Raw genomic sequence first — 15,472 nt, 5'->3', positions numbered from 1 at the left:
TCAGACGGCCGGGGCCGGGTACGTCGGGTACTCCACGCCGGAGACGTGCTGCACGACCCGGATGACCTGGCAGGAGTAGCCGAACTCGTTGTCGTACCAGAGGTAGAGGATGGCGTTGTCGCCGTCGACCTTGGTGGCGCCGGCGTCGACGATCGAGGCGTGGCGCGAGCCGACGAAGTCCATGGAGACGGCGTCGGGGGCGGTGGTGAAGTCGATCTGGCGCTTGAGCGGCGAGTTCAGCGAGACGTCGCGGAGGTACTCCAGGACCTCCTCGCGGTTGGTCTCCCGGCCCAGGCGCAGGCTGAGGATCGCGATCGAGACGTCCGGCACGGGGACGCGGATCGAGCTGCCGGTGATCGGGGCCTTGAGGTCGGGCAGCGCCTTGGCGACGGCGGAGGCGGCACCGGTCTCGGTGATGACCATGTTCAGCGGCGCGCTGCGGCCCCGACGGTCCGCCTTGTGGTAATTGTCCAGAAGGTTCTGGTCGTTGGTGAACGAGTGGACGGTCTCCACGTGGCCGCGGACGACGCCGTACTCGTCGTCCATCGCCTTCAGCGGCGGGACGATCGCGTTGGTGGTGCAGGACGCGCAGGACAGGATCCGCTCGTCGGGCTTGATCGTGTCGTGGTTCACGCCGTGCACGATGTTCGGGACGTCGCCCTTGCCGGGAGCGGTCAGGACGACCTTGTCGATACCGGGGCGCAGGTGCTGCGAGAGGCCCGCGCGGTCCCGCCACTTGCCGGTGTTGTCGATCAGGATGGCGTCCTTGATGCCGTACGCCGTGTAGTCGACCTCGGACGGGTCGTTGGCGTAGATCACCTTGATGGCGTTGCCGTTGGCGAGGATCGTGCTCGACTCCTCGTCCACCGTGATCGTGCCCTGGAACTGGCCGTGGATGGAGTCGCGGCGCAGCAGCGAGGCGCGCTTGACGAGATCCTGGTCACCGCCGCCGCGGACGACGATGGCGCGCAGCCGCAGCCCGTTGCCCGAGCCCGCCTTCTCGATCAGGAGACGGGCCACGAGGCGGCCGATGCGCCCGAAGCCGTACAGGACGACGTCCCGGCCCGCGCCGCCCGCCAGCTTGTTGGCGCCCGTGGCGCCGGCGACGGCCTCGGCGGTGAAGTCCGCCACCGACAGGCCGCGGTCGTCGGACCTGTACGTCGCGGCGAGCATGCCGATGTCGATCTGGGACGGGCCGAGGTCGAGCGTGGTGAGCGCCTGGAGGAAGGGCAGCGTTTCGGTGACCGACAGCTCCTCGCCCGCGATCTGCCGCGCGAACCGGTGCGTCTTCAGGATGCTGACCACCGACTTGTTCACCAAGGAGCGGCTGTGCAGCAGGATCGTCACGTCCCGCTCGCGGTGCAGCTTCCCGATGATCGGGATCATCGACTCCGCGATCTCCTCGCGGTTCTTCCAGTTGGTGAACGAGTCGTCGTTGACAGTCACAGAAGTCTCTTTCGAGCTAGGCGGTGCTCATATGCTAACCCGCCTGTTCGAGGGGCCTTGATCGGGGTCCTCGCGCTACTTGCATGCGCGGCATATGGGCGTACGGGGGCGACTGGGGCTGTGATGTGGAGGTCCCTGAGATGTTCGTATGAATTCGTGGGGCGGTTGAACACGGCGGACCCCCGGTCCGTATGGGGGCGAGGGATCTGTATGTCCGCTCGCCCGTCACGAACGTAGGAGTACTGCCTTGAGACGCACTACGCGCAGGCGCCCGACCGGCCCACGACGCGCGACCTTCGCCGCGGTCGCGCTGATCCTGGGCGGCGGCGGACTGGTGGCGACCAACATCTACGCCTCGGCGACCGAGGGCAGTGACGGCGCAGCGGCCCAGACCGGCGGTGCCACGATCGACTGCCCCGACGTGGGCGCCAAGTTGACCGAGGTCCCGGACGCGGCCAGGACGGACGTCGACAACGAACTCGCCGCCCTGGACGGCCAGATAGCCGAGGCCTATCAGCAACTGCAGGAGGCGACACCGGAACAGCGGCAGGACACCGGCTTCACCGACGAATCGATCATGAACCCGCTGAAGGAGAAGCGGGGCGGGACGATCGAGCGGATCGCCGTCGCGATCGGCAACGCGGGAGAGCGCCCCGAAGGGCTCGAAGCGCTGGCGGGCTGCGAACTGACCGTCCCCGAGGAGCAGCCGGAGGGCGGCCAGGGCGGAAACGGCCCCGTCGCCGCGGACTTCGCCGACATCACCACTGTCCAGCCCAACGCCCAGGCCCCGGCCGCCGGTGAGGGCGCCTCCCGCGGCACCTTCACCACCAGCTGCGGGGTCAACGAGAACGGCGTGTTCAACTCGGACAACGTGATCGTCGCGCCGGGCGTCTCCAACGGCGCCCACCACTTCCACGACTACATCGGCAACCAGGACAACGACGCCTTCGCCAGCGACGAGGACCTGGCCGCCGCCGACACCAGCTGCGAGAACCAGGGCGACAAGTCCTCCTACTACTGGCCCGTCCTGCGCCTGCAGAACGGCACCCAGGAACAGGACGCCGACGCACCCGGCGGCGGCATCGAGGGCAACGCCGGTGAGATCGTCACGCCCCGCGAGGTCACGCTGACCTTCCAGGGCAGCCCCACCGGCGAGGTGACGGCCATGCCCCGCCTGCTGCGCATCATCACCGGTGACGCCAAGGCCTTCGTCAACGGCACGGCCAACGCCAACGCCTCCTGGAGCTGCACCGGGTTCGAGGACCGGCAGCTGAAGGACAAGTACCCGCTCTGCCCCGACGGCAGCGACGTCGTGCGCACGTTCAAGTTCCAGAGCTGCTGGGACGGCCGCAACATCGACAGCGCCAACCACCGCACCCATGTGGCGTTCGCGGCGGCCGACGGCTCCTGCCCGGCCGGCTTCCAGGCCATCCCGCAACTGGTCCAGCGGATCGTCTACGACGTGGACGCCCCGAGCCTGGACGACGGGGGCCGTACGAAGCCGCTCTTCGCGGTCGACTCCTTCCCGGAGCAGCTGCACAAGCCCGTCACCGACCACGGTGACTTCATCAACGTCTTCGACGAGGACCTGATGCGGGAGATGGTCGACTGCATCAACGAGGGACGGCAGTGCGACGGCGGCGCCCTCCCCGAGGAGCCGCAGCAGCCGGAGGAGCCCCAGGAGACCGGCCAGCCGGAGCAGCCGGAGGAGCCCGGGCAGACCCAGCAGCCGGAGGAGCCGCAGGAGACCGGGCAGCCGGAGCAGCCGGAGCAGTCCGACGAGCCGCAGGAGCCCGCCGACCCGACGCCGACCGGCGACGACGGCGCGACCGAGCCCGCGACGCAGGCACCCCCGGCCGCCACGCCGAGCGAGGAGCCTCCGGCGGACGAGGCCCCGTCCGCCGGCGCCGACAAGCCGAAGACCTACGCCACCCCGTCGGCGCCCCCCGCCGACGACGCCCCGGCCGAGGCCGTGGGGACGGCAACGGCATCGCCGACCGAGAACCCGGCGGCCCCCGTCGGCGCGGAGCAGTCGCCGGCGGCCGGAACCGAACCGCAGACCGTCGGCGGCAGCCTCGCCGACACCGGCGCCCAGCTCTGGCCGGCCGCCGCGGGATCGGTCCTCGTCCTCGTCGGGTTCGTGCTGCTGCGCCGCATCCGGCGCGGCGCCTGAGCGAAGGCCGCCGGGGGTGCCGGATGCCGGCGCCCCCGGCGGCCGTGCGCTATGCCGTGGCGGGTGTGTAGTGGGCCGCCTCGTCGCCCTCGACGACATGGCTGAGGGTGCCGTCGACGCCGGCCGGGACGTCACCGGCGACGGTGACGCGGTGCAGCAGGCGCGGCAGGTCGCCGTAGTCGTCGGGGGCGTAGTGCTGGGTGATGCGGTTGTCGAACAGCACGAGGTCGCCGGGCTGCCAGGCCACCCGCACGATGTTCTCCGGGCGGGTGACGTAGGACTGGAACAGGCGCAGCAGGTCCCGTGAGTCGGACGGGCCCAGGCCCACGATGCTCTGCGCGAACCCGCCGATGAACAGCCCGCGTTCCCCGGTCTCGGGATGGACGCGGACCACCGGATGGGCGGTGCGGTACTTCCGGGAGACGAACCGCCTGCGGTGCTCGGCGGCCTTCTCGCTCTTCGGGGCGGCGTAGTCGTAGTCGTTGGTGTGCACCGCCCACAGCTTGTCCGCGAACGCGCGCAGCGGCTCGGGCAGATCCCGGTACGCGGCGGCCGAGTTGGCGATGAGCGTGTGGCCGCCGTAGGGCGGGATCACGATCCCGCGCAGGGTGGACGCCTTCGGCGGCGTGCGGACGAAGGTGACGTCGGTGTGCCACTGGTTGGCCCGGATGCCCTCCTCGCCGTCGACGGGCAGGATGTGCGGCTGGCCATCGACGGAGGGAACCGTCGGGTGCGCGGTGGTGAGCTCCCCGAAGAGCGAGGCGAAGCGCAACTGACCGGCGTCGTCCAGGTGCTGGCCGCGGAAGACCAGGGCCTTGTGCTCCAGCAGCGCGGAGTTGATCTCGGCGGTGATGGCGGGCGCGAGTTCCGTGGAGAGGTCCACGCCGAGGATCTCGGCGCCGATCCGGCCACCGATCCGGCGGATGTCGAAGTCGGTGCTGGTGGTCATGGTGCGGGTGTCCTTCCGGTGGGTGTTCGGTGTGGTCGTGGGGGTTGTCAGGAGGTGATGGGCGGCGAAGGGCTGGTGGCCCCGGGCGGACTGAGCGGAGGGCCTACGGCGCGCAGGGCGCCGGGGGTGCGGCCCCGCCCCCAGCCGATGTGCCGGCGGTAGCTGCCGAGCAGGCCGGTCTCGTCCAGGTGCTCCTCGTCCCGGGCGGGGGAGCCCTCGGGCAGCGGGTGGGTCAGGGGCGCGACGTACAGGGCGTCGACGGGGCAGTTCGCCTCGCACTGGAAGCAGGTCTGGCAGTCCTCCCGGCGGGCGAGTACGGGGATGCCGTCCTCGCCGCGGTCGAAGACGTCGGTCGGGCAGACCTTCACGCACTTGTCGCAGGCGATGCAGCGGTCCGCCGAGACCAGCTCGATCACGAAGCCACCTCCAGCGCGGGCAGCAGGGGCTCGGCGCGGGTCCACACCCGGTCCAGGCCGCCGGTGACGATGCGGTGGTGCTGCCCGGGGTCCTGCCCGGGAAAGTCGAGCCGCTTGGCCATGCCCCGGGTCTCGGTGCGGGCGAGCGCCGCGGCGTACATCCAGCGGGCGTGCGCGGCCATCGCCACCGCCTGCCGGACCCGCACGATGTCGCCGCCCCCGGCGTGCAGGGAGGCCCGGGCCCGCGCCCACACGCCGTCGAGCACCTTCAGCGAGGCGGCGAGCCGGTCCCCGTGCCGCAAGTAGTTCTTCTCATACGGCAGCACTTCGCCCTGGACCGCGGTGACGACCTCCCGGAAATCGTCTGCCGGACCGGGAGTCGCCGTCGGCCGCAGCCCGGCGCCCCCGGCCGCGTCCAGGCGCCGGGCAGCGGCACTTCCGCCGAGCGCACGGGCGTGACGAGCCGCGCCCAGACCCGCCCAGGTGCCGGAGGAGATGGCCCAGGCGGCGTTGTGGCTGCCGCCGCCGGTGAAGCCGCCGCAGATCAGTTCCCGGGTCGCCGCGTCCCCGGCCGCGTACAGCCCGGGGACCGTGGTGGAGCAGTCGTCGCCCGTGATGCGGATGCCGCCGGTGCCGCGCACGGTGCCCTCGGCGAGGAGCGTGACGGCGAAGCGCTGGATGAAGGGGTCGATGCCGAGCCGGTCGAAGGTGAGGAAGAAGTTCGGCTGGGCGAGCCGCATCGCCTGCCGGGCCGCGGCGTCGGCCCGGTCCAGGCGGCAGTACACCTTCTCCTCGAGCAGCGTACGCGCGATCACGGACCGGCCGCCCTGGCTGGCCGCGCCCTCCAGGACCGTGCCGTCCTCACGGTAGAAGGTGGCGAAGGAGTAGAAGGCGGTCTTGGTGACGGAGGTGCCCTCGGGCGCGATGCCGTACGCGTTGGAGAACTCCATCCCCGACAGCTCCGCCCCCACCTCGGCGGCGAACAGCGCGCCGTCGCCCGTGTTGACGTTGCAGCCCAGGGCGCCGCTGAGGAAGGCGCAGCCGCCGGTGGCCAGGACGACGGCCCCGGCGCGCACACGGTAGGGCTGCCGGACCTGTCGCCGGTACCCACGGGCGCCGGCGACCGCCCCCGCGGGGTCGGTGAGCAGTTCGGTGACCGGGCTGTGGTCGAGGATGCGGGCCCCGGCCCGCTGGACGCGGATCCGCATCCTGCGCATGTACTCCGGGCCCTGGAGCCCGTTCCTGAGCTGTCGGCCGTCCGGTCCTGTCGGGAAGGGGTAACGCCCCGCCGCCGCCAGTTCGTTCATGCCCGCGAACGTCTGGTCCAGCACGCGGGCCATCCAGCGCCGGTCGGCCAGGTAGCCGCCGAGGGCCTCCCTGCTCGCCATGGCCGCCTCCCGCGCCGCCGGCTCCGGCGGGACGTACCAGACCCCGGTGCCGGCCGAGGCGGTGGCGCCGCTGGTGCCGCAGTAGCCCTTGTCGGCGAGGATCACGTCCGCCCCGTCCTGGGCCGCCTTGAGCGCGGCCCAGGTGGCGGCGGGCCCGCCGCCGACCACCAGCACGTCGGCGGTGAGGTCGAGCCCGCTCACGCCGGCCAGCCCGCTGCCGAGGCCGCCGTGGCGAGCCGGTTGGCGGGGCGGGTCAGGCCGTAGTGGTCGCGCAGGGTGCGGCCGGTGTACTCGGTGCGGAACAGGCCGCGCTGCTGCAGGAGCGGCACGACGTGGTCGACGAAGTCCTCCAGGCCGCCCGGGAGATGGGGCGGCATGATGTTGAAGCCGTCGGCGGCGCCCTGGGTGAACCACTCCTCCAGGTGGTCGGCGACCTGTTCGGGGGTGCCGGCGAAGACGTGGTGGCCGCGGCCCGCGCCGAGCCGGGCGATGAGTTCGCGCAGGGTGAGGCCGTCGCGGCGGGCGAGTTGGGCGACGAGGGTGAAGCGGCTCTTGTTGCCGTTGATGTCCCGCTCCTCGGGCAGGTCGGGCAGTGGCCCGTCCAGCGGCAGCCCGGTCAGGTCGGTGCCGAGCATCCCGGACAGCTGGGCGAGGCCGTACTCCGGTACCTGAAGGTCGGTCAGCTCCTGTTCCAGCGCGCGGGCTTCGGCCTCGGTGGAGCCGATGACGGGGGCGATGCCGGGAAGGACCAGCAGCTGCTCCTCGGTACGGCCGTGCTGCGTGAGCCGGGACTTGAGGTCCTTGTAGAACGCCTGGGCGTCGGCGAGGGTCTGCTGGGCGGTGAAGACGGCCTCGGCGTACTGCGCGGCGAACTCCTTGCCGTCCTCCGAGGAACCGGCCTGCACCAGGAGCGGGTAACCCTGCGGGCTGCGCGGCACGTTGAGGGGGCCGTGTACTCCGAAGTACTCCCCACGGTGGCCGATCTCCCGCACCTTGTCGGTGTCGGCGTAGACGCCGCGCTCCCGGTCGAGCAGGACCGCGTCGTCCTCCCAGCTGTCCCACAGCTTGGTGGCCACCTCCAGGAACTCCCGGGCCCGCTCGTAGCGCAGCCGGTGCTCCAGGTGCTCGTCCTGCCCGAAGTTGCGGGCCTCGTTCACGGTGCCGGAGGTGACGATGTTCCAGCCGGCCCGGCCCCCGCTGATGTGGTCCAGGGAGGCGAACTTGCGTGCGGTGTGGAACGGTTCGTTGAAGGTGGTGGAGACGGTGGCGATCAGGCCGACGTGCTCGGTGACCGCGGCGAGCGCGGACAGCAGGGTCAGCGGTTCGAAGCCGCCGAGCGCGTTGTAGCGGGCGTTGCCCCACAGGGCGAGGCCGTCGGCGAGGAACACGGAGTCGAGCCGGCCGCGTTCCGCCGTCCGCGCGAGCTGCTGGAAGTAGCGCAGATCGGTGATCTTCTCGGGCTGGGTGCGGGGGTGCCGCCAGGCGGCGTCGTGGTGGCCGGCGTTGAGCAGGAAGGCGTTCAGATGCAGGGTGCGTGGACCGGTGGAGGGCATGAGGGTTCCTCGGAAAGGGGAAGTGGGGCGGGCGTGCGGCGGGGCTCGGTCAGCGGTCGGCGGGTACGCGCCAGGAGCTGAGCCGGCGTTCCACGGTCACCAGGAGCTGGTTGAAGGCGACGCCGATGGCGGAGATCGTGATGATGCCCGCGTACATCTGCGGGATGGCGAAGTTGTACTGCGAGGCGTTGATCAGATAGCCGAGGCCCGCCTTGGCGCCGATCATCTCGGCGGCGACCAGGACCAGGATGGACACCGCTCCGGCCAGCCGGATGCCGGTGAACATCACCGGCACCGAGGCCGGCAGGATGACCTTCTGGAACAGCCGGGGCGCGGACAGGTCCATCGACCTCGCGAGCTTCAGCAGGGTCGGGTCGACGGTGCGGACGGCGCTGATGGTGTTGAGCAGGATCGGCCAGGTGCACGCGTACACCACGATGGAGATCTTCGAGGTCTCGCCGATGCCCAGCAGGAGCACGAACACCGGCAGCAGGGCCAGCGCCGCGGTGTTGCGGAACACCTCCAGCAGCGGTCCGAGGAGGTCGGCGACCGGCCGGTACCAGCCGATCAGCAGGCCGAGCGGTACGGCGAAGGCCACGGCGATTCCGAATCCGCTGAAGGAACGCACCAGGCTGGCGCGGGCGTTGTCGGCGAGCTGCCCGTCGGCCGCCAGCTCCCACCAGGCGCGGGCGACCTCGCTGAAGGGCGGCAGGAACGTCCGGTCGACCAGTCCGAGGCGTGGTGCCGTCTCCCAGAGCAGCAGCAGCGCCGCGATGGCCGCGGACTTCGTCGCCGCCGTCAGCAGCAGGCGCGCCAGACGCCGGCCCCGGCCCGGGACGGGGGGTGCTTTGCGGGGGGCCGGTTTCGTCGCCCCCCGAGTCTGGGACGGGACGCCGGGGGAGAGGGCCCGTACGGGCTCGGCGGACTCCACGGCGCCGGGCGCCCTGGTCGTGTCGGCTGCTGTGCCGGTCGTCGCGCTCATACGGATGCCTCTTCCTTCTCCAACTGCTGGGCCCGGGCCACCTCGTCGTGCAGCAGCGACCAGATCTCGTGCCGGTAGCGGGCGAACTCGGGACTGGAGCGGAGGTCGTCGGTGGCCGTGCGGGAGTCGAAGGCGACCGGCACGATCCGCTTGATGCGGCCCGGCCTCGACGTCATGACGGCGACGCGCTGCCCCAGGTAGACGGCCTCGTCGATGCCGTGGGTGATGAAGACGACGGTCTTGCCGGTGCGCTGCCAGATACGCAGCAGTTCGTCCTGGAGCGACTCGCGGGTCTGGGCGTCCAGGGCGGCGAACGGCTCGTCCATGAGGAGCACATCGGGGTCGTAGGCGAGGCTGCGGGCGATCGCCACGCGCTGCCGCATCCCGCCCGACAGCTCGTGCGGATGGCGGTCCTCGAACCCGGTCAGGCCGACCAGGTCGAGGAACTCCCGCGCTTTGGCGCTCCGTTGACGCCGGGGCACGCCGGTGGCCTCCAGGCCGAACTCGACGTTGCCCTGCGCGGTGCGCCACGGCAGCAGGGCGTACTGCTGGAACACGATGCCCCGGTCCAGGCCTGGGCCGTCGATGGGTTCGCCGTCCAGCAGGATCCGCCCGCTGGTGGGGCGGGTGAGGCCGCCGAGCAGTTCCAGCAGCGTCGACTTCCCGCAGCCGCTGGGACCGACCAGGACGACGAACTCGCCCGCGGCTATGTCCAGATGGATGTCGTCGAGGGCGGTGAAACGGGTGCTCTGCCGATGTCCCGCCCGGTCCTTGACCGTGAACTCCTTGCTCACACCCTCGAACACGATCTTGGGAATGGCGGCGGCTGTGGTGGATTCAGGCATCGCGGTCAGCTCCTCGCCGTGTTGAAGTCGTTGGTGTAGAGGTCCGACAGCTTCACCTGGCCCTTGTCGATGTCACCGCGTTCGCTCAGCCAGTCGATCCACAACTGCAGTTCCTTGCCGGAGATCCGGCCCGCCGTCTCCGCGACGCCGAAGGAACGCCAGTACTTCAGGGGCGCGGCGTCCTCGTTCCGGCCGCGCTTCTTCACGATGTCGGTCATCCGCGCGATGACCTCTTCCCGCGGCGTGGTACGGGCCCACTCGATGGCCTTTCCGACCGCGGTCACGAACGTCCGCGCGGTGTCGGGGTTCTGCTTGAGGAAGCGGTCCGTCATGACGTAGGTGCCGGCGCTGAACGCGCCGAGCAGTTCGAAGTCGGTGAACAGTGGCCGGATGCCACCCGTGGCCAGCGCCTTGTCGCGCAGGATGCCGCTGAGGACGGCCACGTGGATCTGCTTCTGGCGCAGCGACTGCTCGGTGTTGACCGGGGGCACCACGAGGGGTTCCACCTTGTCGATGTCCGCCGGGGACAGGCCGCCGCGCTGGAGGTAGATGCCGAGCATGGCCTCGGCGTGCGCGCCGAGGGTGTTCATCCCGATCTTCTTGCCGATCAGGTCCCGGGCGGATCGGATCGGACTGTCCTCGAGGACGTAGTAGCCGCTGTAGGCGTGCTTGTCGGAGCCGTAGTAGCTGATGACCGCCTTGACGGGCGCGTTGTTCGCGGCGAGTTTGACGACCGCTCCGTTGAACGCGCCGCCGAAGTCGACCTGGCCGGTGGCCGCGGACTGGATGTCCTGCGGGCCGCTGATGGTGTTGCCGACCCACTCCAGCTTCACGTCCCCCAGATACCCGAGGTCCTCGGCCAGTTCCGGCAGGGTGACCTGGCCGGCCCAGCCCTGGTAGCGCAGCTTTCGGGTCTGGTCCTTTCCGGACGAGGCTCCGGTGGCGGCGGTGCCGCAGCTCACGACCACCGTCGAGAGGCCGAGCAGAGTGAGGAATTGACGTCGCGTCGACGCGGTGGTGGCAGCCATGGAAGGGGTCCTGTTCGGGAAACCGGTCAAGGAGAAGGGCAAAGGGCAGACGTCGAACGAAAGGAAAGGAGACCTCGCGCAAAAGGGGTTACGAGGAAACCGACGTCTGTGACGAAGGCGGCTCGGCAAGAGGGCCGGCCGTGAGAACGGAGCGAAGGGGAACGGCGCTTGTCAGTGCGTGCGACAACAGTCGGCACAGCGGGCGCTGGACTGACGTCGCAGATCGACGATCAGGCGCGCGGCGGGGTTCTCGGGCTTGCTCACGCCATGAGAGTTGCAGTCAATTCCAGCCAGGTCAATGTCGCTTGCCCCTGCGTCTCACATTCTCAATGCTGCGCCATACGGCCGAAGTGTTCCGTTCACAATTGCGGCCGGATGGCCCTTGTGGGAGTTCCGTTGACACGTTCACGAATCGCGTGCTTGCATCCCGGCATGCCGCCGCTGGAGCCTCTGACGCGCCGCCGCACCGTGGATCTCGTCCGGGTGGCCGCCGCGCTGTGTCGCTGCGCCGGCTGATCCCACGCCGCTTCCGCCCGGCCGCCCCAGGCGCCGGCTCTTCCTTCCATACTCGGCCTCCCCCTGACGACAGGACCCGCCATGCCCGCCTCCGCCGTGCCCTCACCTCCTCCCGCACCCCGCCTCGACGAGGCCGGCTACGACCGGCACCGGCTGCGCCAGTGGCTCGACGGGGAAGCCAGAGCGGACGGGGTCAGCCGCCGCCGGCTGCTCACTCTGCTCGCCGCCACGGCCGCCGCCACCGTGCTGCCCACCCCGGGTCCGGCCCGCGCCGCGGTCGCCCCGATCGTCAAGCCCCTGCCGCCGGAGTGGTTCATCCAGCGCGGCACCAACGCCGAGACCCGTTGGGAGGCCCTGCGCGGAACCGGCCACCACACGCCCAACGAGCTGTTCTTCGTGCGCAACCACACCGCCACCCCTGTCCTGGACGCCCACGACTGGCGGCTGCGGCTGTGGGGCACCGGGCTGCGGAGCGCGCCCGGCGAGGACAGGCCGGTGGAGTTCGGCTACGACGATCTGCGCGCCCTGCCCGCCGTCACCCGGACCGCGTTCGTGGAGTGCGCCGGGAACGGCCGCTCCTCCTACACGACCCAGCAGGGCGAGACGGTCACCGGCACCCCCTGGACGCTGGGCGCGATCGGCGTCGCCCGCTGGCGCGGGGTGCGGCTGGCCGACGTACTGCGCAGGGCGGGGCTGTCCTCTCGTGCGGTGGACGTCCAGCCGCGTGGCCTGGACGCCGAGTACCTCAGCGGCGGGGAGAGCCTGGGCCGGGTGCGCCGGCCGCTGCCGCTGGCCAAGGCGCTGGACGACGTCCTGCTCGCGTACGAGATGAACGGCGAACCGCTGCCCTACGACCACGGGTATCCCGTGCGGGTGCTGGTGCCCTCCTGGGTGGGGATCGCGTCGATCAAGTGGGTCGGTGACATCGAGGTGTCCGCCGAGCCGCTGTTCTCCCCCTGGAACACGGCCTTCTACCGACTGTTCGGGCCCGCGTACCCGGCGGAGGGCAGCGCGCCGCTGACCCGGCAGACGATCAAGAGTGCCTTCGAGGTGGCGACCGGGGCCACCTTCCCCGCCGGACAGGGGCATGTGCTGCGCGGCCGGTCCTGGTCGGGCGCCGGCGCCGTGACGCAGGTCGAGGTCAGCACCGACGGCGGGGCGAGCTGGCGGCGGGCCAGGCTGCACGACCGGCCTCGGGCGCACACCTGGACCCGCTGGTCCGTCGCCTGGCGGCCGGACCGGCCCGGCGCCACCCATCTGCTGGCCCGCGCCACCGACACGGCGGGCCGTACCCAGCCGGACGTCGCCGTGCCCAACGCGCAGGGCTATCTGTTCGACGGGGTGGTGCGGCACCCGGTGACCGTCGTCTGACGCGGCCGGTGCCCCACCGCCGTCACAGCGCCCGGGCCGCCAAGGCCCTGACGTCGGCGTCCGGGTCCGTCGTCGCCGTGGCCAGAGCCGCTCGGACGTCCTCGGTGACGCGGTGCCGGGTCAGCGCCGTCACGGCGGCCTTGCGGACATCGGCGTTCGGTTCGGCGAGCGCCTTGGCGAGGGCGGGGACGGCATGCCCGGGGTCCGCGAGCGCCAGCGCGGTGGCCGCTCCCGCCCGGACCTGCCAGGCCGGGTCGGCCAGGGCCGCCACCGCGCGTGGGGTCACGCCGGGCGGGCAACCGGTCGTGCCCAGCGCTTCGAAGGCGGCCGCACGCACCAAAGCGTCCGCGTCTGCGATGAGTTCGGCGAGAGCGGCGGTGGCCGCGCCTGGTCCGGAACCGTCCGCCGGGGCGTCCCCGCGCTCTCGGTCCGGCACGGTGGCCAGGGCCTTCGCCAGGGCGACGCGGACCTCCCGGGACGGGTCGGCGGTGGCCGCCCGGGCCAGCTCGGCGGTGGCGTCGACCGACACGAGAGCGCGCACGGCAGCGAGCCGGACGGCGATGTCGGGGTCGGCCAGCAGCGTCACGAAGAGCCCGGTCTCCCCGAGCCGCAGGACGCGCAGGGCGTCCAGCGCGGCGGCCCGGGCGAGGGGGTCGGCCGTGGTCAGGGCGGCGGCGAGGCCGTCGCGCAGTGCCGGTTCGGGGGTCAGTGTCTCGACCACTTCCCGCAGTGAGGCCGCCGCCGTGGAGCGGACCTCGGCGTCGGTGTCGGCGAGCGCGGCGGCCAGAGCGGGTCCGGTGCCCGGTGGCACCGTCTCCGTCAGGACGGTGACCGCCGTGCGGCGGACGGTGGGGTCGGCGTCGGTCAAGTAGGGCGTAAGCAGGCCGAGCTCAGGTTCGTTCTCCGCGAGGGCGAGGAGTTCGAGCAGACGTGGTGTGGCCGACGGGCCCGCGTCGGTGCCGGACCGGTCGGGAGTACCGGTCGCGGGTTGCGCCGGCCGTGCCGCCACCGGTGCCGCCTCCCGGGCGCCTGCGGTCGCCACCTGGTGCGGGTGGATCTCGCCGAGGGGGCGTGAGGGACCGCCGACCGGACTGAACTCCTCGACCGGCACGAGATAGGGAGCCACCGGACGGGCCGTGAACTCCATCGCGCCCGTGGGGGACTTGCGCAGATCCAGGTGGTGGAACCAGGACGCGTCGTCCCGGTGCGGATGGTCGAGGCGATCGTGGTAGAGGCCCCAGCGGGACTCCGTGCGGGCCAGGGACGACCGCGCGGCCATCTCCGCGCAGTCCCGGATGAAGGTGACCTCGGCGCAGCGCATCAGCTCGTGCGGGGTGCGGGCGCCCATGGCCGCGATGTCGGCGCGCATCCGCTCGAACGCCTCCAGGGCCAGGGAGAGCCGGGCCCCGGACTTCGGGGGCGCCACGTAGTCGTTCACGAAACGCCGCAGCTTGTACTCGACCTGGGGCTGTGGCGGCCCGTCGGGGTGGCGCAGCGGCCGGTAGATCAGCTCGTGCGCGGACCGGAGCTGATCGAGGGGCAACTCCCCGGTGTACGGCCGGTACTGGGCCGCGTCGGCGCCGGCCAGGTCTCCGAAGACGAACGCGCCGATCATGTAGTTGTGCGGCACGCAGGCCAGGTCCCCGGCCGCGTACAGCCGGGGGACGGTCGTACGGGCGTGGTCGTCGACCCGTACCCCGGACGCCGAATGGCCGCCGCACAGCCCGATCTCGGAGATGTGCATCTCGACGTCGTGGGTGCGGTAGTCGTGGCCGCGGCCCGCGTGGAAGGTGCCGCGGGTCGGGCGCTCGGTGGAGTGCAGGATCGACTCCAGTGCCGTGATCGACTCCTCCGGCAGATGGCTCAGCTTCAGGTAGACCGGGCCCCGGTCACCGGCCAGCTCCGCCGCGAACTCGGCCATCATCCGGCCCGACCAGTAGTCGGAGTCGACGAAGCGTTCGCCGTGCCGGTTGACCTGGTAGCCGCCGAAGGGGTTGGCGACGTACGCGCAGGCCGGGCCGTTGTAGTCCTTGATCAGCGGGTTGATCTGGAAGCACTCGATGCCGGTGAGCTCGGCGCCCGCGTGGTAGGCCATGGCGTAACCGTCGCCGGCGTTGGTCGGGTTCTCGTACGTGCCGTACAGGTAGCCGGAGGCGGGCAGGCCGAGGCGGCCGCAGGCGCCGGTCGCCAGGATCACCGCGCCCGCGCGGACGGTGACGAAGGCACCGGTGCGGGTGTGGAGGCCGACCGCTCCCACGGCCCGCCCCTGCGCCGTGAGCACCCGCACCGGCATGACCCGGTTCTCGATGCGGATCCGCTCCCGCATCTCGCGCCGCCGCAACTGCCGGTACAGGACCTTCTTGACGTCCTTGCCCTCCGGCATCGGCAGCACGTACGAGCCGGAGCGGTGGACCTGGCGGACCGCGTACTCGCCGTGCTCGTCCTTCTCGAACTTGACCCCGTAGGACTCCAGGCGCTGCACCATGGCGAAGCCGCGGGTGGCGGTCTGGCGCACCGTGGACTGGTCCACGATGCCGTCGTTGGCGCGGGTGATCTCGGCGACGTAGTCGTCGGGCTCGGCGCGGCCGGGGACGACCGCGTTGTTGACGCCGTCCATGCCCATGGCGAGCGCGCCGGAGTGGCGCACGTGCGCCTTCTCCAGCAGCAGGACGTCCGCGCCCCGCTCGGCGGCGGTCAGCGCCGCCATCGTGCCGGCGGTGCCGCCGCCGATGACCAGGACGTCGCAGGTCAGTTCCTCGGCGTCGGTGACGTCCGGGATCCGCACAGGGGTGTTCACCAAAGTGC

At 71.7% G+C, this 15,472-nt stretch carries 11 protein-coding genes; 2 read left to right on the top strand and 9 right to left on the bottom strand.

The window, feature by feature from the left end; all coding sequences use genetic code 11:
* Positions 1-1,446, bottom strand: coding sequence for a glyceraldehyde-3-phosphate dehydrogenase (locus tag M8H82_RS23550; protein WP_250076923.1), 1,446 nt, complete (start codon positions 1,444-1,446; stop codon positions 1-3).
* 247 nt (positions 1,447-1,693) lie between these two features.
* On the opposite strand from M8H82_RS23550, the gene M8H82_RS23545 reads away from it, so the two are divergent.
* On the top strand, positions 1,694-3,619 hold the full coding sequence (locus tag M8H82_RS23545) for a DUF1996 domain-containing protein (RefSeq protein WP_250076922.1): 1,926 nt from the start codon (positions 1,694-1,696) through the stop codon (positions 3,617-3,619).
* A gap of 49 nt (positions 3,620-3,668) precedes the next feature.
* Here the strand turns inward: M8H82_RS23545 and M8H82_RS23540 are convergent, their stop codons facing one another.
* Genes M8H82_RS23540 through M8H82_RS23510 form a run of 7 tightly spaced genes read right to left on the bottom strand, consistent with a single transcriptional unit; the run spans position 3,669 to position 10,780 of the window.
* On the bottom strand, positions 3,669-4,568 hold the full coding sequence (locus tag M8H82_RS23540) for a TauD/TfdA family dioxygenase (RefSeq protein ID WP_250076921.1): 900 nt from the start codon (positions 4,566-4,568) through the stop codon (positions 3,669-3,671).
* Between the two features lie 47 nt (positions 4,569-4,615).
* Positions 4,616-4,984, bottom strand: a complete 369-nt coding sequence (locus M8H82_RS23535; protein ID WP_250076920.1) for a ferredoxin family protein — start codon at positions 4,982-4,984, stop codon at positions 4,616-4,618.
* Positions 4,981-6,573, bottom strand: coding sequence for an FAD-dependent oxidoreductase (locus M8H82_RS23530; protein ID WP_250076919.1), 1,593 nt, complete (start codon positions 6,571-6,573; stop codon positions 4,981-4,983). The genes M8H82_RS23535 and M8H82_RS23530 overlap by 4 nt, the downstream gene beginning before the upstream one ends.
* Positions 6,570-7,925, bottom strand: coding sequence for an LLM class flavin-dependent oxidoreductase (locus tag M8H82_RS23525; protein ID WP_250076918.1), 1,356 nt, complete (start codon positions 7,923-7,925; stop codon positions 6,570-6,572). Before M8H82_RS23525 ends, M8H82_RS23530 begins: the two co-directional genes overlap by 4 nt.
* 49 nt (positions 7,926-7,974) lie before the next feature.
* The gene (locus M8H82_RS23520; RefSeq protein ID WP_250076917.1) at positions 7,975-8,907 is read right to left on the bottom strand and encodes an ABC transporter permease; all 933 of its coding nucleotides are present in this window, start codon (positions 8,905-8,907) and stop codon (positions 7,975-7,977) included.
* Positions 8,904-9,752: an ABC transporter ATP-binding protein gene (locus M8H82_RS23515; RefSeq protein WP_250076916.1), complete on the bottom strand. Its 849-nt coding sequence runs from the start codon at positions 9,750-9,752 to the stop codon at positions 8,904-8,906. The genes M8H82_RS23520 and M8H82_RS23515 overlap by 4 nt, the downstream gene beginning before the upstream one ends.
* 5 nt (positions 9,753-9,757) lie before the next feature.
* Positions 9,758-10,780 (bottom strand): ABC transporter substrate-binding protein, encoded by a 1,023-nt coding sequence (locus tag M8H82_RS23510; RefSeq protein ID WP_250076915.1) that lies wholly within the window; start codon positions 10,778-10,780, stop codon positions 9,758-9,760.
* Positions 10,781-11,377: 597 nt separating this feature from the next.
* On the opposite strand from M8H82_RS23510, the gene M8H82_RS23505 reads away from it, so the two are divergent.
* A complete protein-coding gene (locus M8H82_RS23505; RefSeq protein WP_250076914.1) occupies positions 11,378-12,667 on the top strand; it encodes a sulfite oxidase in 1,290 nt (429 codons plus the stop codon).
* A 22-nt stretch (positions 12,668-12,689) separates the two neighbouring features.
* On the opposite strand, the gene M8H82_RS23500 is transcribed toward M8H82_RS23505, so the two are convergent.
* Positions 12,690-15,464, bottom strand: coding sequence for a fumarate reductase/succinate dehydrogenase flavoprotein subunit (locus tag M8H82_RS23500; protein WP_374211689.1), 2,775 nt, complete (start codon positions 15,462-15,464; stop codon positions 12,690-12,692).
* Positions 15,465-15,472: the final 8 nt, after the last annotated feature.

It is taken from the genome of Streptomyces sp. YS415 (assembly GCF_023544665.1).
In the GTDB taxonomy this organism is placed as follows: Bacteria; Actinomycetota; Actinomycetes; order Streptomycetales; family Streptomycetaceae; genus Streptomyces.
This window is presented reverse-complemented; position numbering and strand designations above follow the sequence as displayed.

Excerpts from the sequence above, each read along its gene's own strand:
- M8H82_RS23540 (WP_250076921.1), bottom strand. The coding sequence starts at position 4,568 with ATGACCACCAGCACCGACTTCGACATCCGCCGGATCGGTGGCCGGATC.
- M8H82_RS23525 (WP_250076918.1), bottom strand. The coding sequence starts at position 7,925 with ATGCCCTCCACCGGTCCACGCACCCTGCATCTGAACGCCTTCCTGCTC.
- M8H82_RS23520 (WP_250076917.1), bottom strand. The coding sequence starts at position 8,907 with ATGAGCGCGACGACCGGCACAGCAGCCGACACGACCAGGGCGCCCGGC.
- M8H82_RS23515 (WP_250076916.1), bottom strand. The coding sequence starts at position 9,752 with ATGCCTGAATCCACCACAGCCGCCGCCATTCCCAAGATCGTGTTCGAG.
- M8H82_RS23510 (WP_250076915.1), bottom strand. The coding sequence starts at position 10,780 with ATGGCTGCCACCACCGCGTCGACGCGACGTCAATTCCTCACTCTGCTC.
- M8H82_RS23505 (WP_250076914.1), top strand. The coding sequence starts at position 11,378 with ATGCCCGCCTCCGCCGTGCCCTCACCTCCTCCCGCACCCCGCCTCGAC.